The organism is Kitasatospora sp. NPDC094028 (assembly GCF_049543595.1).
GTDB lineage: Bacteria > Actinomycetota > Actinomycetes > Streptomycetales > Streptomycetaceae > Kitasatospora.
The window spans coordinates 69,973-95,054 of sequence record NZ_JBMVFA010000020.1 but is presented as its reverse complement, the minus strand read 5'-3'; the positions used below and the strand labels follow the sequence as shown (position 1 = coordinate 95,054).

Here is a 25,082-nt window from a genome sequence, read left to right as displayed (position 1 = left end):
CGGACGGCTGCCGGGCGGCTGTTCGCCGCGCGGGTCACTGCTTGCGGGCGATCCAGTCCAGGGCGTTCCTGGCGACGGTCTCCAGGTACGGGCCGCTGAGCGAGGTGTGCTCCTGGGTGCCGATCGAGGTGTTGCTGACCAGGGCGGTCTTCCCGTCCGGCATGGTCGCGAACCAGCCGCCGCCGCTGGCGCCCTGGGTCATGTCGCAGCCGATGGTGAGCATGGTCGGGCGCTTGGCGTCGAAGGACAGCCGGGTGGGCTTGCCGCCGACGCACTTGTACAGCTCCTGGCCGTCGAACGGCTTGACCAGCGGGTAGCCGGCGGCCCAGACGTCCAGCTTGTCGCGCGGCGCGTCGAACCACACCGGGACGGCCGAACCGACCGTCTCCTCCAGGGACTTGCCGGCGTCGTTCTGGTTGTGCACGCGCATCACCGCGAAGTCGTACTGGTTGGCCGCGTCGCCGCTGCCGCCGCCCTCGACCATCCACTGCGGCGAGGTGGTGACCTGGTCGGCCCACCAGGTGCCCAGGGGTGCCAGCTCGGACAGCGGGGCCCGCTTGCCGCCGCTGGAGGCGCCCGAGTTGTTGTAGGCGGGCACGAAGACCAGGTCCTTGTAGAAGGTGCCGCCCTTGCCCTCGTGCACGCAGTGGCCGGCCGTCCAGACCAGGTTGCTCTTCCCCGGGTGCTGCGGGTCGGTGATCACCGTCGCCGAGCAGTTCCCGCGGCCGCCCTTGGCGCTGAAGAACACCTTGCCGGAGGGCTGCTTGAGGTACGGGCGGGGCACCGGCACCGCCTTGACCACCGGCGGCTCCGGATCGGTCGCGCCGTCGTCCGCCGGGGAGCCGGCGGCGGTGGGCGTGGGCGTGGCCGGGGCGGGCTTCGCGGACGGCGGGGCCGGGTCCGCGGGCTTGGAGTCGCCCATCTTGTCCGGGTCCCAGAAGTCCTTCACCACCGGGTTCTTGAAGACGTGCTTGGAGGCCCAGGAGTCCCAGTCCTCGAACTTCCACTTCTTCAGGTCGTCCCAGGTCTTCGGCAGACCCTCCAGCAGGCTGGTCGGCAGGCCGGAGGGCAGGGTGATCCGGCCACCGGAGGCGGGCGAGTCGCTCGCGGGCGGCGGGCCCGCCGCGGTGGAACCGCCGTCGCCGGCCGGGCCGTCCGGCCCGCAGGCGCTCACCGCGAGCAGTGCCCCCGCGACCGCGACGGCGGCCAGGGACCGGTGGATCGTAGGCATCTGTGCACTTCCCCCTGTTGCTCGGTCGGCGGTGGCGTCGGGCTCCGGTACGCGGCTCGCCGCCCTGGAGTCTTCCACCGCCGTACAGGACGGCGGCGGCCGCCCCCCGGGTTGCGCGGGCGGGCGGAGGTCACCGATCCGTGACGCGGACCGGGCGGGTCCGTTGCCGCAGCAGGGTCCGCCGGGCCGGTGCGGGAGTATCACGGATCTTCACCTGGACGAGTGAGCCGCCCTTGTGATCACCCGTCAGGGATAGGTAACCCTTACCTGACGCGAAGGTCGCGAGCACCCGCCGAACCGCTCCCCGCCCCGCCGCCCGCGCGTCCGCACCCCCACGCGCACCAAGGAGCAGCCTTGAGCACCGCCCTCACCGGAGCCCCGCCCGTCCCGCCGCCGGCGGCGAGCCGGGACGACCAGCCCGGCCCCGACCCGCTGCTGCACCCCGACCCCGCCGTCGCCGCCGAACAGGCCGCCGTGGAAGCCCTGTTGCGGTGCTGGACCCGCGAGACCGGCGCCCTCCCCGGACCGGACGGCCGACTGCGGATCGCCGTCCTCGGCGGCGCCGCCCGGCTCTCCGCCGCCGTCCGCTACTGGTCGCCCGGCGGCTGGCACCGGTTCGGCCCGGCCGTCCTCGCGGTCGGCGAGGCGGACGACGCCCCCGCGGCCGCCGACGGCTGCGGGGCCCCCGTCGACGCCGTCACCGCCGCCGCCCTGCTCGCCGCCGCGGCCGCCGAACGGCCCGACCCCGGCCAGGTCGCCGACCTCGCCGCGCGGGTCGCCGACTCGGTCGTCCGCACCGCCGAGATCCTCGCCCACCACCGCACCGCGGGCCCGGCCGGCGGCCCCGAGCGCTCGCACTTCCTCGCCGCCGAACAGGCCCTGCTGCTCGGCCACCCGCTGCACCCCACCCCGAAGAGCCGCGACGGCCTCGGCCCGGCCCAGAGCGCCGCCTACTCGCCCGAACTGCACGGCGCCTTCCAACTCCACTGGTACGCCGTCGACCGCACCCTGCTCGCCGCCGGCTCCGCCGTCGCCGACACCGCCGACCGGCTCACCGCCGACCTGCTCGGCGGCGCCCTCCCGCTGCCGCCCGGCACCGCCGCCCTGCCGCTGCACCCCTGGCAGGCCCGCGAACTCGCCCACCGCCCGGCCGTCGCCGCCCTCCTCGCGGACGGGCTGCTGCGCGACCTCGGCCCGGCCGGCGACCCCTGGCACCCCACCTCCTCGGTGCGCACCGTCTACCGGCCCGGCACCCCGTGGATGCTCAAGCTCTCGCTCGGCCTGCGGATCACCAACTCCCGCCGGGAGAACCTGCGCAAGGAACTGCACCGCGGCCTGGAGATGCACCGGCTGCTGGAGAGCGGGCTGGCCGCCGAGTGGCAGGCCGCCCACCCCGGCTTCGACATCGTCCGCGACCCGGCCTGGATCGGCGTCGACCACCCCGGCCTCGGCGACCCGGGCGGCCTCGACACCGTGCTGCGCGCCCAGCCCTTCGCCCCCGCCGACCGCGTGCTCTGCGTCGCCGGGCTGGTCGCCGAACAGCCGCGCGGCACCGGCGACACCGTGCCCTCCCGGCTCGGCGACACCGTCCGGGCGCTCGCCGCCCGCACCGGCCGACCGCTGCGCACCGTGGCCGCCGAATGGTTCCTGCGCTACCTGGACGCCGTCGTGCTGCCCGTCCTCTGGCTGGACGGCCGGGGCGGCATCGCGCTGGAGGCCCACCAGCAGAACAGCCTCGTCCTGCTCGACCGGGACGGCTGGCCCAGCGGCGGCCGCTACCGCGACAACCAGGGCTACTACTACCGGGAGAGCGCCGCCGACCGGCTCACCGACCGGCTCCCCGGGCTCGGCGCCGACAGCGACACCTTCCTCCCCGACCAGGTCATCGACCACCACTTCGCCTACTACCTCGGCATCAACCACGTGCTCGGCCTGATCGGCGCCTTCGGCAGCCAGGGCCTCGCCGACGAGGACGTCCTGCTCGCCGGGCTGCGCCGCTTCCTGGCCGGCCCGCGCGCCGCCGCCACCGGCTCGACGCTGCCCGCGCTGCTGCTGGACGCGCCCACCCTGCCCTGCAAGGCCAACCTGCTCACCCGGATCAACGGCCTCGACGAACTGGTCGGCCCGGTCGCCACCCAGTCCGTGTACGTGGACATCCCCAACCCGGTGGCGGGCGCCTGATGTGGGAGGACGTGGCGGCGTGGGGCGCCGTCCCCACCCCGGCCGGCGAGTTCCGGCTCGGCCCCGTCCGGCTGCCGGCCGACCTCCCGCTGCTCACCGGCTGGATGAACGACCCCGACGTCGACGAGTTCTGGGCGCTCGCCGGGCCACCCGCCGTCACCGAACGCCACGTCCGGGCCCAACTCGACGGCGACGGCCGCAGCCTGCCCTGCCTCGGCCTGCTCGACGGCGAGCCGATCGGCTACTGGGAGGTCTACCGCGCCGACCTCGACCCGCTCGCCGCGCACTACCCGGCCCGGCCGCACGACACCGGCCTGCACCTCCTGCTCGGCCCCGCCGCCGCCCGCGGCCGGGGCCTCGGCGCCGTCCTGCTGGCCGCCCTCGCCGACCTGGTCCTGCGCCGACGCCCGGCCTGCGAACGGGTGGTGGCCGAACCGGACATCCGCAACCGGCGCTCCGTCCGGGCCTTCGAACGGGCCGGATTCCACGCCGCCGCCGAACTCGACCTGCCCGACAAGCGCGCGGCCCTGATGGTCCGTTCCCGAGAATCACCTTCTGCCTAGGACACCCCCGTGGACACCTCGACACCCCCGCCCCACGACCTGCTCGGCGTCGGCATCGGCCCCTTCAACCTCTCGCTCGCCGCGCTCGCCGAGCCCGTACCCGGACTGCGCACCCTCTTCTGCGAACAGCGCCCGGAGTTCCGCTGGCACCACGGCATGCTGGTGGACGGGGCCCGGATGCAGGTGCCGTTCCTCGCCGACCTGGTCTCCCTGGTCGACCCGACGAACCAGTGGTCCTTCCTCAACTACCTGCGCGACCAGGACCGGCTGTTCCCGTTCTACTTCGCCGAGCGCTTCCAGCTGCCCCGCCGCGAGTACGACCACTACTGCCGCTGGGCCGCCGAACGGCTGGCCAACTGCCGGTTCGGCACCGAGGTCACCGCGCTGCGCGCGGACGGAGACCTGTTCCTGGCCGAACTGACCGACACCGCGACCGGCCGGCGCTCCACCGTCCGGGCCCGCAACATCGCCCTCGGCGTCGGCACCCGGCCCGTGCTGCCCGAGGCCTTCGCCCGGCTCGACGGCCACCCGGGCGCCTTCCACTCCGCCGACTACCTGGACCGCCGGGCCGACCTGGCCGGCGCCCGGGACATCACCGTGATCGGCAGCGGACAGTCCGGCGCCGAGGTCTTCCTCGACCTGCTCCGCCGCCACGACGGCGACGGCGTCCGGCTGCGCTGGCTCACCCGCACCAGGGCGCTCGCCCCCATGGAGTACTCCAAGCTCGGCCTGGAACACTTCACCCCCGACTACACCCGCTACTTCCACAGCCTGCCCGGGCCAGTCCGGGACACCCTGGTCGCCGCCCAGTGGCAACTGCACAAGGCCGCCAGCGCCGAGACCCTCGCCGACATCCACGACCACCTCTACGAGCGGACCATCGGCCGCCCGATCGACACCGCCCCGGTCGAGATCACCCCCGGCACCGCCGTCACCGACGCCCGCCCCGGCCCCTGCGGCGGCCTCGAACTGCACTGCCGGCACACCGACTCCGGCGCCGCGCACGTGCTGCGCACCGACGCCGTGGTGCTCGCCACCGGCTACCGGGCGGCCCGCCCGGCCGCGCTCGAACCGCTCGCCGACCTGATCGACTGGGACGAGGACGGGCGCTACCGGGTCGACCTCGACCACCGGGTCGCCACCCGGCCCGAACTCACCGGCGGCCTGTACGTCCAGAACGCCGAACTGCACACCCACGGCGTCGGCACCCCCGACCTCGGGCTCGGCGCCCACCGCGCCGCCGTCATCCTCAACGCCGTCACCGGGCGGACCGTCCACCGGCTGCCCGACCGCACCGCCTGGACCGGCTTCGCACCGCCCCCCGCGGCCCGTCCGCACCCCACCGTCCCCCGACCCCAGGAGTTGACCCGTGCCGCAACAGCCGGCCGCTGAACCGCCGCTCTACCTGCCCCCGCACCTCACCGCCGGGCACTGGCAGCCGGCCGGCCGCGCCCTGCTGGCCAAGATGCTCGGCGAGTTCGCCTACGAGGAACTGCTCACCCCCGGCCCCGGCCCGACCGAGGGCCGGTACCGGCTGAAGCTCCCCGAGGCCGAGTACGCGTTCACCGCCCGGCGCGGCGCCTACGACAGCTGGCAGGTCGACCCGGACTCCGTCAGCTGCGACCGCCCGGACGGCCTCGACCCGCTGCGCTTCCTCCCGTACGCCCGGACCACCCTCGGCATGGGCGGCGAGACCACCGGCCACCTGATCCGCGAACTCGCCGCCACCCTCACCGCCGACGCCCGCCAGCTCGCCACCGCCCTCACCGCCGCCGAACTCGCCGACCTCGACCACCCCGGCATCGAGGGCCGGCAGGGCGGCCACCCCTGGATCGTCCCCAACAAGGGCCGGATCGGCTTCTCCGGCAGCGACGCCGCCCGCTGGACCCCGGAGGCCCGCAGCCCGCGCCCGCTGCCCTGGCTCGCCGTGCACCGCCGGCTCGCCCGCTACCGCGGCGTGCCCGGCCTGGAACGGCCCGAGCAGCTGTACGCCCGCGAACTCGACGACGTCGACGCGCTGCGCGCCGGGCTCGGCCCGGACGCCGACGACTACCTGCTGCTGCCCGTCCACCCCTGGCAGTGGGAACAGACGGTCCTGCCGCTGTTCGCGCCCTGGATCGCCTCAGGCGAGATCGTCCCGCTGCCCACCGACGGGGACCTGCGGCTGCCGCAGCAGTCCATCCGCTCCTTCTTCAACACCGACCGGCCCGAGCGCTGCACCGTCAAGCTGCCGCTGTCGATCCTCAACACCCTGGTCTGGCGCGGCCTGCCCACCGAACGCACCCTCGCCGCGCCCGCCGTCACCGCCTGGCTGCACGGGTTGCGCGACGGCGATCCGTACCTGCGCGACGAGTGCCGGGTCATCCTGCTCGGCGAGATCGCCTCCGTCACCGTCGACCATCCCGTCTACCGGGAGCTGCCCGAGGCGCCCTACCAGTACAAGGAACTGCTCGGCGCGATCTGGCGCGAACCGCTCGGCCCCCGCCTGGACGGCGGCGAACGGGCCCGCACCCTGGCCGCCCTGCTGCAGACCGGCTCGGACGGGCGGGCGCTCGCCGCCGAGCTGATCGCCCGCTCCGGGCTCACCCCCGCCGAATGGACCGGCCGGCTGTTCGCCGCGTTGCTGCCGCCGCTGCTGCACTTCCTCTACCGCTACGGCCTGGTCTTCTCCCCGCACGGCGAGAACGCCATCGTGGTCTTCGACGAGCGGGACACCCCGACCCGGCTCGCGGTCAAGGACTTCGTCGACGACGTCAACCTCAGCGACCAGGACCTGCCCGAGCTGCGCGGACTGCCCGCCGAGGTCGCCGGGGTGCTGCTGCGGGACGACCCGCAGGGGCTCTGCCAGTTCATCCACTCCGGCCTCTTCATCGGCGTCTTCCGCTACCTCGCCCCGCTGCTGGAGGCGCAGGCCGGGCTGCCGGAGCCCGACTTCTGGGCGCTGCTGGCCGCCGAGGTCCGCCGCTACCAGGCCCGCTTCCCCGAGCTGCGCGAGCGCTTCGAGCTGTTCGACCTGTTCCGGCCGCGGATCGACCGGCTCTGCCTCAACCGCAACCGGCTGCTGCTCGACGGCTACCAGGACCGGCCGCACCGCCCGCACGCCGCCCGGTACGGGACGGTGCCGAACGCGCTGGTGGGCGTGGACGTGCGCCGGCCCGCACTTCCGCCGCAACGGGACCGGATTGTCGCCCCCGCGCCGTAGGGTGGGAGGGTCATGACGAACGACTCCGAAACCCAGCTCCCCGCCGATGGCGACGCCACGGCCGAGGAGGCCGCGGCCGTCCCGCGCACGCGCATCCCCGAACTGCTGCACGCCGCGGTCGAGGCCGTCGGCGGGGTGGAGCGCCCCGGCCAGGTCCAGATGGCCGAGGCCGTCGCCGACGCCGTCGACCACGGCGAGCACCTGCTCGTCCAGGCCGGCACCGGCACCGGCAAGTCCCTCGCCTACCTGGTGCCGGCGCTCGCCCACGGGGACCGCGTGGTGGTCGCCACCGCCACCCTGGCGCTGCAACGCCAGCTGGTCGAGCGGGACTTGCCGCGTACCGTGGACGCCCTGCACCCGGTGCTGCGCCGCCGCCCGCTGTTCGCGATGCTCAAGGGCCGCTCCAACTACCTGTGCCTGCACCGGGCCAACGAGGGCACCCCGAGCGACGAGGGCGAGGGCCTGTTCGACCCGGTGGACGCGCTCGGCGGGCCCGCCGGCAAGCTCGGGCAGGAGGTGCTGCGGCTGCGCGACTGGGCCGACGAGACCGAGACCGGCGACCGGGACGACATGAGCCCCGGCGTCTCGGACAAGGCCTGGGCGCAGCTGTCGGTCACCTCCAAGGAGTGCCTGGGCGCCACCCGCTGCGCGTACGGGCAGGAGTGCTTCGCGGAGAAGGCCCGGGAGCGGGCCAAGCTGGCCGACGTCGTGGTCACCAACCACGCGATGCTGGCGATCGACGCGATCGAGGGCGCGCCGGTGCTCCCCGAGCACGGGCTGCTGATCGTCGACGAGGCGCACGAACTGGTCAACCGGGTCACCGGCGCGGCCACCGCCGAGCTGACCGTGGGCGCCGTCAACCGGGCCGTGAAGCGGGCCGCCCGGCTGGCCAACGAGAAGGCCGTCGACGCGCTGCAGGCCGCCGCCGAGAACTACCACGGCCTGATGGAGACCGCCCAGCCCGGCCGGGTCGAGGAACTGCCCGAGTACCTGGCGTACGCCGTCACCGCGATCCGGGACGCCGCCCGGCAGGTGATCACCTCGCTCGGCGAGACCCGCGACAAGGGGCTCAGCGACGAGGACGCGGTGCGCAAGCAGGCGATGGCGTCCGCCGAGACGCTGCACGAGACCGCCGAGCGGCTGCTGGAGGACTCCGAGTACGACGTGGTCTGGATCGAGCGCAGCGACCGGTACGGGCTGGGCACCGCCTCGCTGCGGGTCGCCCCGCTGAGCGTGTCCGGGCTGCTGCGCGAGGGCCTGTACAAGGAGCGCTCGGTCGTCCTGACCTCGGCCACCCTCAAGCTCGGCGGGGACTTCAACGGCGTGGCCGGCTCGCTCGGCCTGCCGAAGGAGACCAGGCTGCCGGACGAGCGCACGCCGGGGGACAACCCGGCCTCGGGCAGTGCTTCCGGCTCGGACGAGGAGGGCGTCCCGTACTGGCGGGGGCTCGACGTCGGCTCGCCGTTCAAGTACCCCAAGCAGGGCATCCTGTACGTCGCCAAGCACCTCACCGACCCCGGCCGCGACCCCGAACGGCCGGACATGCTCGACGAGTTGGCCGAGCTGATCGGCGCGGCCGGCGGGCGCACGCTGGGCCTGTTCTCCTCGATGCGGGGCGCCCAGGCGGCCGCCGAGGCGATGCGGGAGCGGCTGGACCACCGGATCCTGCTCCAGGGCGAGGACACCCTGGGCGAGCTGATCCGGGAGTTCGCCTCGGACGCGAGCACCTGCCTGTTCGGCACGCTCTCGCTCTGGCAGGGCGTGGACGTGCCCGGGTCGGCCTGCCAGCTGGTCGTGATGGACCGCATCCCCTTCCCGCGGCCGGACGACCCGCTGATGAGCGCCCGCCAGAAGGACGTCGAACAGCACGGCGGGAACGGCTTCATGGCCGTCGCGGCGACGCACGCGGCGCTGCTGATGGCGCAGGGCGCGGGCCGACTGGTGCGGGCGGCGGACGACCGGGGCGTGGTGGCGGTGCTCGACCCGCGGGTGGAGACCAAGCGGTACGGGAGCTTCTTCCGGTCCTCGATGCCGGAGTTCTGGTACACCACGGACCGCAACCAGGTGCGCCGCTCGCTGGCGGCGATCGACGCCTCGGCGGCGCCGGTGCGGCCGGTGGTGAAGCGGGGCTGACCGGTTTCGGCCGGTGCGTGACGACGGGCCGGTGCGTGACGACGGACGGGCGCGTGACGACGGAGGGGCTCCCCGCTGACGCGGTGGAGCCCCTTTCCGGTGGGTGTCGTGCGGTGGGTGTCGTGCGAGGGGTCAGAGGCGGCGCAGGACCGCGACGACCTTGCCCAGGATGGTCGCGTTGTCGCCGTTGATCGGCTCGTACGCCGGGTTGTGCGGCATCAGCCAGATCCGGCCGTCCTCGCGCTTGAGGCGCTTCACGGTGGCCTCGCCGTCGATCATCGCGGCCACGATGTCGCCGTTCTCGGCGACCGGCTGGCGGCGCACGGTGACCCAGTCGCCGTCGCAGATGGCCGCCTCGATCATCGAGTCGCCGCGCACGGTGAGCGCGAACAGCTCGCCCTCGCCCACGAGTTGGCGCGGCAGCGGGAAGACGTCCTCGACCGTCTGCTCGGCCAGGATCGGCCCGCCGGCGGCGATCCGGCCGACCAGCGGCACGTAGGAGGTCGAGGGCCGGCCGGCCGTCTCGGCGGTGTTCGGGCGGGCCACCTCGACGCCGCGGACCTCGTAGGCGCGCGGGCGGTGCGGGTCCCGGCGCAGGAAGCCCTTGCGCTCCAGGGCCATCAGCTGGTGGGCGACCGAGGAGGTGCTGGACAGGCCCACGGCCTGGCCGATCTCGCGCATGGACGGCGGGTAGCCCCGGCGCTGGACGGAGTCCCGGATGACCTCGATCACGCGGCGCTGGCGCTCGGTGAGGCCGGCCTCGTCGGTGCGGATGCCCGGGGGGCGCCCGGGCAGCGCGCGGGCGGGGGAGGGATGGGTCTCGTCCATCGCGGTGGAGTGCTCGATCGGCTGGTCGGGGACGCGGCCGGCGCCGGAGAGGGCCGCGCCGTTCAGGCGGTGGTCTTCACTACGGTCCATGCTGATGTCGACACCCTGCTGATTCGTGGTGCGCTGCCCCACCTTGAACTGGGAGTGTTCCTGCACCGGGATGGTGTTGCTTTCGATCGTGTTCACGGCGGCCCCTCTCGACGGCTGTCCTCTCCTTTTTCCAGCCCAACGCGCCTCCTATCGAAAGGTTGCGCCAAACACACGTTCGAGTGAATTATTCGGGAGTTGGCTGACTCGATCAAGGCTTTGTTGTACATCGATTAAATGTTCGACTCGAACGTGGCTCCGGAAGTCTAATCGGCGCCGACACGCCAGGGGTCCCGCTTCCCCCGCAGACCTAGATGTAGTGGCTACTCTCCTCTCCGTGCCCAGTACTAGTGGTCACGGCGCATGATCAGCTTGCCGATGCCCCGGGCACATCGCATAGACTCGACCGGTCCGCACGTCCTGCCAGGGAGGGATCTCTCAGGTGCACTGCCCCTTCTGCCGGCACTCCGACAGCCGCGTTGTCGACAGCCGGACCACCGAGGACGGCAGCTCGATCCGACGCCGCCGGCAGTGCCCGGACTGTGGCCGACGCTTCACCACCGTGGAGACCGCCGCGCTGATGGTCATCAAGCGCAGCGGGGTCACCGAGCCGTTCTCCCGGCAGAAGGTCATCACCGGCGTCCGCAAGGCCTGCCAGGGCCGCCCGGTCACCGAGGACGCCCTCGCGCAGCTCGGCCAGCGGGTCGAGGAGTGCGTGCGCGCCAGCGGCAACGCCGAACTGACCACCCACGACGTCGGGCTGGCCATACTCGGCCCGCTCAAGGACCTGGACGTGGTCGCGTACCTGCGCTTCGCCAGCGTCTACCAGGCGTACGACGGGCTGGAGGACTTCGAGGCCGCCATCGCGGAGCTCCGCGCCGAGCGGCCCGTCACCGAGGCGGACGAGGCCTGCGTGCCCGTTCCCGCCGCCGCGCCCTAGGAGGCGCGCCCCGGGCCCCTGCCGGGCCCTTCCGCACCACATCGGCCCTGCGGGGCCCCCGTGCGTCCGAAAACTGGGCGCAGAACACTACAAACCGTGCGTAGCGGGCGAGGTCTCCGCCTGCCCGCACACCGGAAGAACGAACCAGCGGTGCCCGGATTTTTCGGGGCACTTCGGGCGTTTGCCCAGGAGGAGGAGCGAGAAGTGACAGACACCACGAGCGGTTCCGCACGCGGGTCGAAGTCCGAGAAGGCCGCGGCGAAGGGTGCCAAGGCGGCCCCGAAGGGCGGTCTCCGGATGGAACGCATCCACACCACTCCTGGCGTGCACCCGTACGACGAGGTCAGCTGGGAGCGTCGCGACGTCGTCATGACCAACTGGCGTGACGGGTCGATCAACTTCGAGCAGCGCGGCGTCGAGTTCCCCGACTTCTGGTCGGTCAACGCGGTCAACATCGTCACGTCCAAGTACTTCCGCGGCGCGGTCGGCACCCCGCAGCGCGAGTGGAGCCTGAAGCAGATCATCGACCGCGTGGTGCTCACCTACCGCGCCGCCGGCGAGAAGCACGGCTACTTCGCCACCAAGGACGACGCCGAGATCTTCGAGCACGAGCTGACGCACGCCCTCCTCCACCAGGTGTTCAGCTTCAACTCGCCGGTCTGGTTCAACGTCGGCACCAAGCAGCCCCAGCAGGTCAGCGCCTGCTTCATCCTGTCCGTCGACGACTCCATGGAGTCCATCCTCGACTGGTACAAGGAAGAGGGCATGATCTTCAAGGGCGGCTCCGGCGCCGGCCTCAACCTCTCCCGGATCCGCTCCTCCAAGGAGCTGCTGTCCTCCGGCGGCAACGCCTCCGGCCCGGTCTCCTTCATGCGCGGCGCCGACGCCTCCGCCGGCACCATCAAGTCCGGCGGCGCCACCCGCCGGGCCGCCAAGATGGTCGTGCTCGACGTCGACCACCCGGACGTCGAGGCCTTCATCGAGACCAAGGTGAAGGAGGAGGAGAAGATCCGCGCCCTGCGCGACGCGGGCTTCGACATGGACCTCGGCGGCGACGACATCACGTCCGTCCAGTACCAGAACGCCAACAACTCCGTCCGCGTCAGCGACGAATTCATGACCGCCGTCGAGAACGGCACCGAATTCGGCCTGCGCGCCCGGATGACCGGCGAGGTCATCGAGACCGTCGACGCGAAGAAGCTCTTCCGCAAGATGGCCGAGGCCGCCTGGGCCTGCGCCGACCCCGGCATCCAGTACGACTCCACCATCAACCACTGGCACACCTGCCCGGAGTCGGGCCGGATCAACGCCTCCAACCCCTGCTCCGAGTACATGCACCTGGACAACTCCAGCTGCAACCTCGCCTCGCTCAACCTGATGAAGTTCCTCGGCGAGGACGACTCCTTCGACGCCGAGCGCTTCGCCAAGGTCGTCGAGCTGGTCATCACCGCGATGGACATCTCCATCTGCTTCGCCGACTTCCCCACCGAGAAGATCGGCGAGACCACCCGGGCCTTCCGCCAGCTCGGCATCGGCTACGCCAACCTCGGCGCCCTGCTGATGGCCACCGGCCACGCCTACGACAGCGAGGGCGGCCGGGCCCTGGCCGGCTCCATCACCTCCCTCATGACCGGCACCGCCTACCGCCGCGGCGCCGAACTCGCCGGCGTCGTCGGCCCGTACGACGGCTACGCCCGCAACGCGGCCGCCCACCGGCAGGTCATGAAGCAGCACGCGGACGCCTCGCTGGACGCCGTCTCCTTCGACGACCTGGACGCCCCGGTCTGGCTCGCGGCCAACAAGACCTGGCAGGACGTCCTGCGCCTCGGCGCGGAGAACGGTTTCCGCAACGCCCAGGCCTCGGTCCTCGCCCCGACCGGCACCATCGGCCTGATGATGGACTGCGACACCACCGGCGTCGAGCCCGACCTCGCCCTGGTCAAGTTCAAGAAGCTCGTCGGCGGCGGCTCGATGCAGATCGTCAACGGCACCGTCCCGCGCGCCCTCAAGCGCCTCGGCTACCAGGACGAGCAGATCGAGGCGGTCGTCGCCCACATCGCCGAGCACGGCAACGTGGTCGACGCGCCCGGGCTGAAGACCGAGCACTACGAGGTGTTCGACTGCGCGATGGGCGAGCGGGTCATCTCGGCCATGGGCCACGTGCGGATGATGGCGGCGATCCAGCCGTGGATCTCCGGCGCGATCTCCAAGACCGTCAACATGCCCGAGAGCGCCACGGTGGAGGAGATCGAGGAGATCTACTTCCAGGCCTGGAAGCTCGGGGTGAAGGCATTGGCGATCTACCGCGACAATTGCAAGGTCGGCCAGCCGCTCTCGGCCAAGAAGAAGGACTCCGAGGCCAAGGCCGAGGAGGCCCCGGCCGCCCCGGTCGCCGCGGTCGAGAAGGTCGTCGAGTACCGCCCGGTCCGCAAGCGCCTGCCCAAGGGCCGTCCCGGCATCACCACGTCCTTCACGGTCGGCGGCGCCGAGGGCTACATGACGGCCAACTCCTACCCGGACGACGGCCTCGGTGAGGTCTTCCTGAAGATGTCCAAGCAGGGCTCGACCCTCGCGGGCATGATGGACGCCTTCTCCATCGCCGTCTCGGTCGGCCTGCAGTACGGCGTGCCGCTGGAGACCTACGTCTCGAAGTTCACCAACATGCGCTTCGAGCCGGCCGGTCTGACCGACGACCCGGACGTGCGGATGGCGCAGTCGATCGTCGACTACATCTTCCGCCGCCTGGCGCTGGACTTCCTGCCGTTCGAGACCCGCTCGGCGCTCGGCATCCACTCCGTCGAGGAGCGCACGCGCCACCTGGAGACCGGCTCGTACGAGCCGCTGGAGGCCGAGGAGCTGGACACCGAGTCGCTGGCCCAGTCCGCCCCGGTGGCCGCCAAGCCCGTCGCCCCGGCCGCCGTCGAGGCGCCCAAGGCGGCCCCGAAGCAGGCCCACAACTCCACGGAGCTGATGGAGATCCAGCTCGGCCTCAACGCCGACGCGCCGCTCTGCTTCTCCTGCGGCACCAAGATGCGCCGCGCCGGCTCCTGCTACCTCTGCGAGGGCTGCGGCTCCACCAGCGGCTGCAGCTGATCGCACGCCGTGCTGAGGTTCGCCGGATGAGGTGAACCTGAGGGCGGGGCGAGGACTTCACGTCCTCGCCCCGCCCTTTTTTGTCGGTGCGGTTTGCTCGGCTGCGCGCATGACCAAGACCGCGACCCGAGCGCCGTGGCGGCCGATCCGTACGGCGGTGAGGCGCGGGCGGGCGGTGGTCACCGCCCAGGACGAGGCCGTGGGCCTGCGCCATGGCCACGTCGGCACGGAGCACCTGCTGCTGGCGATCCTCGGCATGCCGGAGGACCCGGCCGCCGCGGTCCTGGTCGACGCCGGGCTGGACCGGGAGGCCGCGCTCCGGGCGGTGCGCCGGCTGCTCGGGCCGGGCGACGACGCCACCGCGCTGGCCTCGATCGGGGTGGATCTGGACGCCGTCCGGGACGCCGTCGAGTCGGTGTTCGGGGAGGGTGCGCTGGACGCGCCCGAGGAGCGGCCGACGCGCCGCGGCCTGTTCGGGGCGGAGCGCAAGGGGCCGCGCACCCGGTTCACGCCCCGGGCGAAGAAGGCGCTGGAGCTGTCCCTGCGCGAGGCGCTGCGGCTGAAGTCGGGGGAGATCGCGCTCGGGCACCTGCTGCTCGGGCTGATCCGGGAGGGGGACGGGCTCGGGGCCCGGGTGATCGCCGACCACGGCCTGGACCTGCCGGCCGTCCGGCGGGCGGTGGAGGCGGCGCTGGCCTGAACGCGGACCCCCGGAAGGGGGGAGGAGGTCGCTGTGCGGTGGAGTCGGTGTGAATGAAGGAGATTGACCGTCAACTGGCGGCTTGAGGGCAATGTCTGAATCGATATGATCGGCCGAAAGCGTGAACCGATCAGCCGCCCGGAAACGTTTTGCGACGTCGCCGGGCGGTCTCGTATGCGCCCGCCCAGCTGCCGGCGGCGGCACGGTCGCCGCCCGCCGCCCGCGCCGCCGCCCGCCGACGTTGCCGAGGACCGCACCGATGAGAGAAGCCACCAGCCCTGACGGTCGGCCGCAGCGACGGCCCGCACCGCGCACCGTCGCCGTCACGGCGGCCGCCGTCCTGCTGGCGCTCGTGGCCGCGCCGGTCGGGATCGGCCGCGCCCTGGACGCGCACCAGCCGCTCACCGGCGTCGCGGTGGCCGCCGTCGCGGTGCTCTGGCTGATCGCGGTCGGCCTCGCGGCGACCGGCACCGAGCGCTCCCGCCGGCTGGCCGAGGACCTCGCCGCGCAGCAGGAGCGGACCCGGGCCGCGCTGGCCGCGGCCGACGCCGTCCGACAGGCCGAGCGGGCCGCCGTCGACCGCACGGCCGCCGCGCTCACCGAACGGGACGCCGCGCGCGCCGAGCTGGACCGGCTGCGGGCCGAGTCCGAGGCCGAACGGGCCGGCTTCGAGGCCGAGCGGACCGGGTTCGCGACCGAACGGACCGGCTTCGAGGCCGAGCGGGCGGCGGCCGAGGCCTTCCGGACGGAGGTCGAGGCCGAGCGCGCCGAGCTGGACCGGATCGCCGAGGGCGTGCTGCCCGAGGTGGTGAAGAAGCTCCGCGGGGGCGCGACCGTGGACAGCGCGCTGGCCGCCCACCGCAAGCACCCCCAGTACGCGCTGCTGCGCGTGGTCGGCGAGGAGGTCGGCCGGGGCGAGCGCCTGCGGGCCGCCGCGCTCGCGGTCTGCGCGACCGCCGCCGGGCGGGTGCAGGCGCTGGCCACGAGCATGCACGCCGAGCTGCGCGAGATGCAGCACCGGCACGACGAGGAGGTCCTCGGCGACCTGCTGCGCCTGGACCACTCGACCGCCCAGGCGGGCCGGATGGCGGACAGCATCGCGGTGCTCACCGGCGCCCGCTCGGGCCGCCGCTGGGCCAAGCCGATCGCCGTCGAGTCGGTGCTGCGCGGCGCGCTCGGCCGGATCGGCGCCTACCAGCGGGTGCGGTTGCACAACGCCAGCACCGCCGCGGTCGCCGGGTTCGCGGCCGAGGGCGTGATGCACGCACTGGCCGAACTGCTGGACAACGCCACCAACTTCTCCGCCCCGCCGGCCGAGGTGCACGTCTACGTCGAGGAGGTGCCGGCCGGGCTGGCGGTCACCGTCGAGGACAGCGGGCTGGGCCTGAGCGAGAGTTGGCTGCGCCGGGCCGAACAGGCCGTCTCCGCCGAGCCGCTGGACCTCGCCACGCTCTCCGCCGGGACGCGGCTGGGCCTCGCGGTGGTCGGCGTGCTGGCGCGCAAGCACGGGCTGCAGGTCTCCTTCCGGCCTTCGGCGCGCGGCGGCACGGGGGTGGTGATGCTGATCCCGCAGCAGCTGATCACCCACCTGACCCCCGCGCCCGCCACGGCCCCCGCGCCGGTCGTCGAATCCGCGCGCCCGGCGCTCACCGCCGCCCGCCCGGCGCCCACCCCGCTGCCGGCGGCGCCCGCCCCGGCGTCCGCCTCCACCGCGGCCGCGACACCCACCCTGCCGACACCCGCCCTGCCGACGCCCGCCGTGCCTGTGTCCGTGCCCGCCGTGCCCGCCGTGCCCGCACAGGGCGGGCCCACCCGGATGACCGACAGCGGCCTCCCGCAGCGCCGTCGCGGCCAGACGCTGAGCGCCACCACCGCTCCCACGCCAGCCCCGGCCGGGAAGCCCGTACGGACCGGCCCGGCGGGCGCCGCCGCCCGGTTCGGCGCGTTCCGCAAGGCGGCCCTGCCGGTCGCACCCGCCGTGGCCCCGGCCACGGACCCCGACACCACGCCCGACGCCTCCCCCGTCACCGAGAAGGATTCCGAATGAGCAGCGCCCCCGACCGTGACCTCGACTGGCTGTTGGAGAACCTGCTGGCGGCGACGCCCGGTGCCCGGCACGCCCTGGTGCTCTCCGCGGACGGCCTCAAGCTGTGCCACACCGCCGGGCTGAGCGCCGACCAGGCCGACCAGCTGGCCGCGATCGCCTCCGGGCTGCAGAGCCTGGCGCACGGCGCCTCGATCGAGTTCGGCGACGGCAGCGGGGGCGTGCGGCAGTCGATGACCGAGTTCCACGGCGGCATCCTGTGCATCGTGGCGGCCGGCGAGGGCGCGCACCTGGCGGTGGTCACGGACGACGAGGCGGACGTGGGCGTGGTCGGCCACAACATGCACGGCCTGATCGAGCAGATCGGCGTCCACCTGAGCGCGCCCGCTCGTGAGGCGGAGGCGGGGGCGGAGGCGGCGGACGGCGCCGCGCGAGAGAGCGCCGGGATATGACGGCCGGGTCGGTGCTGCCGGGCCGTGACGACGACCCGGACCGTCTGTACACCATCACCGGTGGCCGCAGCCGCTCGCCGGAGAACGCCTTCGACCTGGTCACCCTGATCGTCGCGGAGCGGCGGCCGGCGCCCGGGATGCAGTCGGAGCACGTCCGGATCCTGCGGATGTGCGAGGCCCCGACCGCCGTCGTGGAGGTGGCGGCGGAGCTGTCGCTGCCCGTCTCGGTGGTGAAGATCCTGCTCGGCGACCTGCTGGAGTCCGGGGCGGTCACCGCCCGTCACCCCAGGTTCGCGCCGAACAAGGCCCGGCTGCCCGACCTCGACACGCTGAAGCAGGTGCTGCATGGCCTCCAACGGCTCTGACTCCCGGCCCGCGGTGCGCACCCCGCTGCGGGCGACGGCCGACAACGCGCTGAAGATCGTCGTGGTCGGCGGCTTCGGGGTGGGCAAGACCACGCTGGTCGGTTCGGTCAGCGAGATCCGCCCGCTGAACACCGAGGAGGTGATGACCCGGGCGGGGGAGGGCATCGACCCGGCCGGCCTGCACGGCAAGCGCTCCACCACGGTCGCCTTCGACTTCGGCCGGATCACGCTCTCGGAGCGCCAGGTGCTGTACCTGTTCGGCGCGCCCGGGCAGGAACGCTTCTGGTTCCTCTGGGACCGCCTGTTCAGCGGTGCCCTCGGGGCCGTCGTGCTGGTGGACACCCGCCGGCTGGAGGACTCCTGGTACGCGATCGACCGGCTGGAGCACCACGGCACCCCGTTCATCGTGGCCCGCAACAACTTCGGCGAGCCGACCCACACGCTGGAGCAGGTCCGCGAGGCCCTGGACCTGTCGCCCGGCGTCCCGCTGGTGGACTGCGACGCCCGCGACCGGGACTCCGGCAAGCGGGTCCTGATCCACCTGGTCCACCACCTGGCCGCCCTCGCCGGGGCCGACGAGGCCGCCCTGGCCGCGATGGCACCGGTGGCGTCCACGGCGCCGGCCGTCGTGGCAGCCGCCGGCGCCGCCGGGGCATCCGACGCGATCTACGAGGAGAGCACCCCGTGACCGAGCCCGCCGTCACCCCGCCCCCGGGCTGCCCGGCGCACGCCGGCGCCACGCCGCTGTACGGGCCCCGCTTCCAGACCGACCCGGCCCAGCTCTACCGCGAGCTGCGTGCCGGGCACGGCCCGGTCGCCCCGGTCGAGCTGGCCGGCGGCGTGCCCGCCTGGCTGGTGATCGGCTACCGCGAGCTGCAACTGGTCACCGGCCAGCCGCAGCTGTTCGGCCGCGACTCCAGCCGCTGGCGCCTGTGGGACTCGGTCCCCGCCGACTGGCCGCTGAAGCCGATGATGGCCCCGGTGCCGTCGATGCTCTACACCGAGGGCGAGGAGCACGTCCGCCGCTCCCGGGCGGTCACCGACGCGCTGGCCGGCATCGACGCCTACGAGCTGCGCAAGCACGGCGAGGAGATCGCGGACCGGCTGATCGACGGGTTCGCCGGGCGCGGGGAGGCCGATCTGGTCGCCCAGTACGCCCACCTGATGCCGCTGCTGGTGCTGTGCCGGGTGTTCGGCCTGGACGAGGAGCGGGCGCCCGAGCTGGTCGACGCGGTGCTCACCATGCTGGACGGCGGGCCGGGCGCGCCCGCCGCCGCCCAGCGGCTGCTGGAGCTGATGGCCGAGGTGGTCCGGACGAAGGCCGAGCACCCGGGCGAGGACGTGGCCTCGCGGATGCTGGCCCACCCGGCGGGCCTGGCCCACGAGGAGGTCATGCGCGACCTGCGGGTGCTGCTGATCTCCGGCCACCAGCCGAGCTCGTACTGGATCTCCAACGCGCTGCGGCTGATGCTCACCGACGAGCGCTTCTCGGCCTCGCTGGCCGGCGGCCGGCGCAGCATCGGCCAGGCACTCAACGAGGCGCTCTGGGAGGACACGCCGGTGCAGATCTTCGCCGGCCGCTGGGCCACCCAGGACACCCAGCTCGGCGGTCAGCGGATCGCCGCCGGGGACATGCTCCTGCTCGGCTACGCCGGGGCGAACGGGGACCCGCTGGTGCGGCAGGCGGACGGCCGCCCCGCCGAGGGGAACCGGGCGCACATGAGCTACTCGTACGGCGAGCACGGCTGCCCGTACCCGGCTCAGGAGGCGGCCGAGGTGATCGCCACCACCGCGATCGAGGTGCTGCTGGACCGGCTGCCGGACCTGCGGCTCGCGGTGGCCGAGCACGCGCTCGTCTGGCGGCCGTCGGCCTGGGTGCGCGGCCTGGTGGCGCTGCCGGTCTCGTTCACCCCGGGGCAGTAGCGCCCGTCCCGTTCCGCGCGGGGGCGTGCGTGCTGGTCGTTCCCCACCGTCACCACCCGCTGTTCGCGAGAGATCCGACAGAGATCCGACAGAGATCCGCGAGAGATCCGAAAGAGAAGAGTCGCCGATGACCGCCGCCCCGGCCCCGATCGCCCTCGATCCGCTGGCCCGCGACAACGCCGCCGAGGGCGCCCTGCTGCGGGCCGCCGGCCCGGCGGTGCCGGTGGTGCTGCCCGGCGGGGTCGCCGCCTGGGCGGTCACGCGGCACGCGGCCGCCCGCGACCTGCTCACCGACGCCCGGCTGGTGAAGGACGCCCGGCACTGGGCGGCCTACCAGCGCGGCGAGGTGTCGCGGACCTGGCCGCTGATCGGGCTCGCGGTGCCCGGCCCGAGCATGGTCACCACGGACGGCGCGGAGCACCGCCGGCTGCGGGCGCTGGTGGCGCAGGCGTTCACCCCGCGCCGGGTCGAGCTGATGCGCCCGCGCGTCGAGGAGGTCACCCGCGCGCTGCTGGACGGCCTGGCGGCCGGGGAGCCGGTGGTCGACCTCAAGAACGCCTTCGCGTTCCCGCTGCCGATGACGGTGATCTGCTCGCTGCTGGGCGTGCCGGAGTCCGACCACGGCACGCTGCGCGACCTGTACGAGCGGTTCTTCGGCATCAAGCCGAACCCCGAGGGCATCCAGGCGACCGTCGCCGGGCTGAACGCCTTCGTCAACGACCTGGTGGCGCAGCGCCGTTCGGCTCCCGGCGAGGACCTGGCGAGCGCGCTGCTGGCGGCCGACGCCGAGGGCGGGGCGCTGACCGACGCGGAGGCGGCGGCCACCCTGCGGGTGATCATCGCGGCCGGCCACGAGACCACGGTGAACCTGATCGGCAACGCCGTCCGGGCGCTGCTGGCGCACCCGGAGCAGCTGGCGCTGGTGCGTTCGGGGCAGGTGTCGTGGGACGCGGTGGTGGAGGAGTCGCTCCGCTGGACGCCGCCGACCAGCAACTTCCTGTTCCGCTTCGCGGCCGAGGACATCCCGGTCGGCGAGGTGGTGATCCCGGCGGGCGAGCCGGTGCTGGTCTCGTACAACGCGATCGGCCGGGACCCGCTGCAGCACGGCGTGACGGCCGAGCTGTTCGACGTCACCCGGGATCCGGCCCGCCACCTGTCCTTCGGCCACGGCCCGCACGTCTGCCCGGGCTCGCCGCTGGCCCGGCTGGAGGCGGGGGTCGCGCTGCCGGCGCTGTTCGAGCGCTTCCCGGCGCTGTCGCTGGCGGTGCCGGACGGCGAGCTGCGGCCGAGCCCGTCGATGGTGGTGAACAGCCTGCTGGAGCTGCCCGTCCGGCTGTGCTGAGCCGGCTGTGCTGAGCCGGCTGTGCTGAGCCGGCTGTGCTGAGCCGACCGTGCTGAGTGATCGTTCCGAATGATCGTCATATCGACGGCCCCGCCCGGGTTTCGTGTGGGGCCGTTGGTGTGTCCGGGGGTTTCCGGTGGTCGCGGTCGGGGCACCGGTGGATGAAGGTCGACCACGGACCTCGACGGCGGCCGAGGGCTGGGCTACCGTCGTCGAATCGGTTCGGCCGCCGCTCGCCCGCGATCCCCGTACGCCCATCTTCCGTACAGCGCAATGTCGTTCAGCCCACAACCGGCAGTACGCCCTGGCGAGGAGGACCGCGTTGACCCTCAACCCGACCGCGCCGCACCCGAGTTCCCGCCGCCGCATGGTCGCCGTGCCCGCCCTGCTGGCGGCCCTGGCCCTGACCGCGGCCTGTTCCAACAGTTCCGACAGCGGCGGCGGTGGCGGTGGTGGCGCCGCCGCGACGCTGACCGGCGACTGTGCCAAGTACCAGCCGTACGCCGGGCATTCGGGCACCACGGTGACGATGTTCGCCTCCATCCTCAGCCCGGAGTCGGACAACCTGGAGAAGTCCTGGGCCGACTTCTCGAAGTGCACCGGGATCAGGATCAGCTACGAGGGGTCGAACGACTTCGAGTCCCAGCTGCCGGTCCGGGTGGCCGGCGGCAACACCCCGGACTTCGCGATCATCCCGCAGCCGGGCCTGCTGGCGCAGATGGTGAAGAGCGGCAAGGTGGTGAAGCCGCCGGCCCAGACCGTCGCCAACCAGGACAAGTGGAGCCCGATCTGGAAGACGTACGGCTCCGTCAACGGCACCTTCTACGCGGCGCCGATGAGCGCCAACATGAAGTCGCTGGTCTGGTACTCGCCGAAGGCGTTCAAGGCGGCCGGCTACGAGGTACCGAAGACCTGGGCCGACCTGATGGCGCTCAGCGACCGGATCGCCAAGGCGGGCGGCGCCAAGCCGTGGTGCGGCGGCATCGCCTCCGGCACCGCCACCGGCTGGCCGGCCACCGACTGGCTGGAGGAGGTGGTGCTGGGCACGTACGGCGGTGAGGTGTACGACCAGTGGGTCGGCCATCAGGTGAAGTTCTCCGACCCGAAGATCATCACGGCGATGAAGACCGTCGCCGACTGGATGCAGAACCCGGCCTGGGTCAACGGCGGCTACGGCGACGTCAAGTCGATCGCCACCACCACCTTCCAGGACGCGGGCGCGCCGATCCTCACCGGCAAGTGCGCGATGCTCCAGCAGGCGTCCTTCTACCGGGCGCAGTGGCCCAAGGGCACCGCCATCGGCCCGGACGGCGACGTGTTCGCCTTCCACCTGCCCGCGGTGAACCCGGCGATCCCCAACCCGGTCGAGGGCGGCGGCGAGTTCCTGGCCGCCTTCTCCGGCCGGCCCGAGGTGCAGGCGGTGCAGAACTACCTGTCCAGCGCGGACTGGGCGAGCAGCCGGGTGAAGACCGCGACCGGCTGGGTCTCGGCCAACCAGGGCGTGGACAAGAGCCTGTACACCGATCCGATCGACCAGCTCTCGGCCGCGGCGCTGACCGACCCGAGCGCGACCTTCCGCTTCGACGGCTCGGACATGATGCCGGCCGCGGTCGGCGCGGGGCAGGAGTGGAAGTCGCTGACCGCCTGGTTCGCCGAGGGGCAGTCGATCCAGAAGACCGCCGCCGACATCGACGCCGCCTGGCCGTAAGCCGTAAGCCGTAAGCCGTAAGCCGTAGGCCGTAAGCGGTAGGCCGTAGCCGGCCGGGAACACTGCCCGGCCCGCCCGCCGATCGGCCCGGAACGCCGCCCGGCCCGGAACGCCGCCCGGCACGCAGACCGGGGCGGCACCACGACCACCTGCCGAGGGCGGTGCGGGGCCACCCACCCGCACCGCCCACCCCCTCCCTCCCCCCACGCACACCACGATCGCGCACAGCGCGCGACCATCCGTGACCACCGGACTCGAAGGGGCGCACCGTCATGCCCGTACCCGGCCCACCGCCTCCCGCCGCCGCGCTCGCCACCGGCGCCTGGGGTGACGCGGCGGTGAAGTTCGGCAACACCATCGGCGCCGTCGCGGGCTTCCTCGGCATCCTGCTGGTGGTGTTCCTCGTCGCCGGCCGGGCCCGCGGCCGGCTGGCCCGCCCGCTCGCCGTGCTGGTGTTCCTCGGCCCGGCGGTGCTGCTCCTGCTGGTCGGCGTGGTGGTGCCGCTGATCCGGACGGTCTACCTCAGCCTGCACAACGACGACGGCTCCCGGTTCGTCGGCGGCGAGAACTTCGGCTGGGCCTTCACCACCGACTCGGTGCGCAAGGTGCTGCTCACCACCCTGGAGTGGCTGGTGGTCGTGCCGCTGGTCGCGACCGGCCTGGGCCTGGCGCTGGCGCTGCTGGTGGACCGGATGCGCGGCCAGGCGGTGTACAAGGCGCTGATCTTCATGCCGATGGCGATCTCGCTGGTCGGCGCCTCGATCATCTTCAAGTTCGTCTACGAGTGGCGCGGGCCCGGGCAGCGGCAGATCGGCCTGCTCAGCCAGCTCGCCGCCGCCGTGGGCTGGAACGACCCGCCGAACTGGATGCTCTCGCAGCCGTTGAACACCTTCCTGCTGATGGCGGTGATGGTCTGGGTGCAGACCGGCTTCGCCCTGGTGGTGCTGTCGGCGGCGGTCAAGGCGATCCCGTCCGAGGTGGTGGAGGCGGCGCGGCTGGACGGCGCGAGCGGGGTGCGGCTGTTCTGGTACGTCACCGTCCCGATGATCCGCACCACCGTGATCGTCGTCCTGACCACCGTCATGATCATCACCCTGAAGGCCTTCGACATCGTCCGGACCATGACCGGCGGCAACTTCGGCACCCAGGTCCTCGCCAACGAGATGTACTCGCAGTCCTTCGTGCAGTTCAACGACGGGCGGGGCAGCGCCCTCGCGGTGCTGCTCTTCCTCGCCGTACTGCCGCTGGTGGCCTACAACATCGTCCAGCTGCGGAAGGAGCGTGAGGTGCGGTGAGCACGCGTCAGGTGAGCGGGTATCCGGCGGGCGGGCACCCGGTGGACAAGCCCCCCGTGAGCAAGCCCCGGGCGGGCGCGGCCCAGGGGGCGAACCCGGTGCGGAAGGCCTTCAGCAGCCCGCTGGCCTCGGCGTTCGTGATCGCGGTGACGGTGCTCTGGACGATCCCGACGGTCGGCCTGCTGGTGACCTCGCTGCGCCCCAAACAGGACGTGACGGCGGACGGCTGGTGGAACGCCTTCCTGCACCCGGATCTCGGCCTCGGCAACTACCACTCGGTGCTCTTCGAGGGTGGCTCCGGCGTCTCCACCGGGCTGATGCCCTACCTGGTGAACTCGCTGGCGATCGCCGTCCCCGCGACGGTGTTCCCGCTGGCGCTGGCGGCGATGGCCGCGTACGCGCTGGCCTGGGTGCGGTTCCGGGGCAGCGACGCGGTGTTCCTCACGGTGTTCGCGCTCCAGGTGGTGCCGCTCCAGATGGCGCTGATCCCGCTGCTGCGGCTGTTCTCCGGCGGGGCGCACCTGGGTTCGCTGACGCTGGTCCCGGCGGTGGACCTGAAGGGCAGCTACGCCCCGGTCTGGCTGGCGCACACCATGTTCGCGCTGCCGCTGGCGGTGTTCCTGCTGCACAACTTCATCGCCCAGCTGCCGCGCGACCTGATGGAGTCGGCGGTGGTGGACGGGGCCTCGCACTTCCGGATCTTCCGCTCGATCGTGCTGCCGCTGTGCACGCCGGCGCTGGCCTCGTTCGCGATCTTCCAGTTCCTGTGGGCCTGGAACGACCTGCTGGTCGCGCTGACGTTCGCGGGCGGCACCCCGGAGGTGGCGCCGATGACGGTCCGGCTGGCCCAGCTGTCCGGGTCCTTCGGCGGGCGCTGGGAGCTGCTGACGGCCGGGGCGTTCCTGTCGATCGTGGTGCCGCTGATCGTCTTCTTCAGCCTGCAGCGGTACTTCGTGCGCGGGCTGCTGGCCGGTTCGGTCAAGGGCTGACGGCCG

19 protein-coding genes are annotated in these 25,082 nt (G+C 73.2%); 17 read left to right on the top strand and 2 right to left on the bottom strand.

Annotated elements, in window-relative coordinates; genetic code table 11:
* Window positions 1-34 precede the first annotated feature (34 nt).
* Window positions 35-1,231 (bottom strand): trypsin-like serine peptidase, encoded by a 1,197-nt coding sequence (locus ACPC54_RS26625; protein ID WP_498968290.1) that lies wholly within the window; start codon window positions 1,229-1,231, stop codon window positions 35-37.
* A 354-nt stretch (window positions 1,232-1,585) separates the two neighbouring features.
* On the opposite strand from ACPC54_RS26625, the gene ACPC54_RS26620 reads away from it, so the two are divergent.
* From ACPC54_RS26620 to ACPC54_RS26600, 5 genes are read left to right on the top strand one after another with little or no spacing between them, the layout of a single operon-like run.
* The gene (locus ACPC54_RS26620) at window positions 1,586-3,412 is read left to right on the top strand and encodes an IucA/IucC family protein (RefSeq protein WP_498968288.1); all 1,827 of its coding nucleotides are present in this window, start codon (window positions 1,586-1,588) and stop codon (window positions 3,410-3,412) included.
* A complete protein-coding gene (locus ACPC54_RS26615; protein ID WP_498968351.1) occupies window positions 3,304-3,975 on the top strand; it encodes a GNAT family N-acetyltransferase in 672 nt (223 codons plus the stop codon). Before ACPC54_RS26620 ends, ACPC54_RS26615 begins: the two co-directional genes overlap by 109 nt.
* Window positions 3,976-3,984: 9 nt before the next feature.
* On the top strand, window positions 3,985-5,367 hold the full coding sequence (locus ACPC54_RS26610) for a lysine N(6)-hydroxylase/L-ornithine N(5)-oxygenase family protein (RefSeq protein WP_498968286.1): 1,383 nt from the start codon (window positions 3,985-3,987) through the stop codon (window positions 5,365-5,367).
* Window positions 5,345-7,177, top strand: coding sequence for an IucA/IucC family protein (locus ACPC54_RS26605; RefSeq protein ID WP_498968284.1), 1,833 nt, complete (start codon window positions 5,345-5,347; stop codon window positions 7,175-7,177). The genes ACPC54_RS26610 and ACPC54_RS26605 overlap by 23 nt, the downstream gene beginning before the upstream one ends.
* A 12-nt stretch (window positions 7,178-7,189) precedes the next feature.
* Window positions 7,190-9,310, top strand: coding sequence for an ATP-dependent DNA helicase (locus ACPC54_RS26600; protein WP_498968283.1), 2,121 nt, complete (start codon window positions 7,190-7,192; stop codon window positions 9,308-9,310).
* Window positions 9,311-9,442: 132 nt separating this feature from the next.
* Here the strand turns inward: ACPC54_RS26600 and lexA are convergent, their stop codons facing one another.
* Entirely contained in the window at window positions 9,443-10,138 is a 696-nt protein-coding gene (gene lexA, locus ACPC54_RS26595) for a transcriptional repressor LexA (RefSeq protein ID WP_208615482.1), read from the bottom strand.
* A gap of 529 nt (window positions 10,139-10,667) precedes the next feature.
* Here lexA and nrdR point away from each other — a divergent pair.
* From nrdR to ACPC54_RS26535, 12 genes are all read left to right on the top strand, one after another.
* Window positions 10,668-11,165, top strand: a complete 498-nt coding sequence (gene nrdR, locus ACPC54_RS26590; RefSeq protein WP_498968282.1) for a transcriptional regulator NrdR — start codon at window positions 10,668-10,670, stop codon at window positions 11,163-11,165.
* 204 nt (window positions 11,166-11,369) lie between these two features.
* A complete protein-coding gene (locus ACPC54_RS26585; protein WP_498968281.1) occupies window positions 11,370-14,258 on the top strand; it encodes a vitamin B12-dependent ribonucleotide reductase in 2,889 nt (962 codons plus the stop codon).
* A gap of 109 nt (window positions 14,259-14,367) precedes the next feature.
* Window positions 14,368-14,958, top strand: coding sequence for a Clp protease N-terminal domain-containing protein (locus ACPC54_RS26580; protein ID WP_498968279.1), 591 nt, complete (start codon window positions 14,368-14,370; stop codon window positions 14,956-14,958).
* 259 nt (window positions 14,959-15,217) lie between these two features.
* A complete protein-coding gene (locus tag ACPC54_RS26575; RefSeq protein ID WP_498968277.1) occupies window positions 15,218-17,005 on the top strand; it encodes a sensor histidine kinase in 1,788 nt (595 codons plus the stop codon).
* The gene (locus ACPC54_RS26570) at window positions 17,002-17,454 is read left to right on the top strand and encodes a roadblock/LC7 domain-containing protein (protein WP_498968275.1); all 453 of its coding nucleotides are present in this window, start codon (window positions 17,002-17,004) and stop codon (window positions 17,452-17,454) included. Before ACPC54_RS26575 ends, ACPC54_RS26570 begins: the two co-directional genes overlap by 4 nt.
* Window positions 17,451-17,819, top strand: a complete 369-nt coding sequence (locus ACPC54_RS26565) for a DUF742 domain-containing protein (RefSeq protein WP_498968274.1) — start codon at window positions 17,451-17,453, stop codon at window positions 17,817-17,819. Before ACPC54_RS26570 ends, ACPC54_RS26565 begins: the two co-directional genes overlap by 4 nt.
* A complete protein-coding gene (locus tag ACPC54_RS26560) occupies window positions 17,800-18,507 on the top strand; it encodes a GTP-binding protein (RefSeq protein WP_498968272.1) in 708 nt (235 codons plus the stop codon). The genes ACPC54_RS26565 and ACPC54_RS26560 overlap by 20 nt, the downstream gene beginning before the upstream one ends.
* Complete coding sequence (locus ACPC54_RS26555) at window positions 18,504-19,742, top strand: cytochrome P450 (RefSeq protein ID WP_498968270.1); 1,239 nt, start codon at window positions 18,504-18,506, stop codon at window positions 19,740-19,742. Before ACPC54_RS26560 ends, ACPC54_RS26555 begins: the two co-directional genes overlap by 4 nt.
* Window positions 19,743-19,869: 127 nt before the next feature.
* Window positions 19,870-21,084, top strand: a complete 1,215-nt coding sequence (locus ACPC54_RS26550; protein WP_498968268.1) for a cytochrome P450 family protein — start codon at window positions 19,870-19,872, stop codon at window positions 21,082-21,084.
* A 322-nt stretch (window positions 21,085-21,406) separates the two neighbouring features.
* A complete protein-coding gene (locus ACPC54_RS26545; RefSeq protein ID WP_498968266.1) occupies window positions 21,407-22,792 on the top strand; it encodes an ABC transporter substrate-binding protein in 1,386 nt (461 codons plus the stop codon).
* A 272-nt stretch (window positions 22,793-23,064) separates the two neighbouring features.
* On the top strand, window positions 23,065-24,087 hold the full coding sequence (locus ACPC54_RS26540) for a carbohydrate ABC transporter permease (protein WP_498968264.1): 1,023 nt from the start codon (window positions 23,065-23,067) through the stop codon (window positions 24,085-24,087).
* A complete protein-coding gene (locus ACPC54_RS26535) occupies window positions 24,084-25,076 on the top strand; it encodes a carbohydrate ABC transporter permease (RefSeq protein WP_498968262.1) in 993 nt (330 codons plus the stop codon). Before ACPC54_RS26540 ends, ACPC54_RS26535 begins: the two co-directional genes overlap by 4 nt.
* Window positions 25,077-25,082 lie beyond the last annotated feature (6 nt).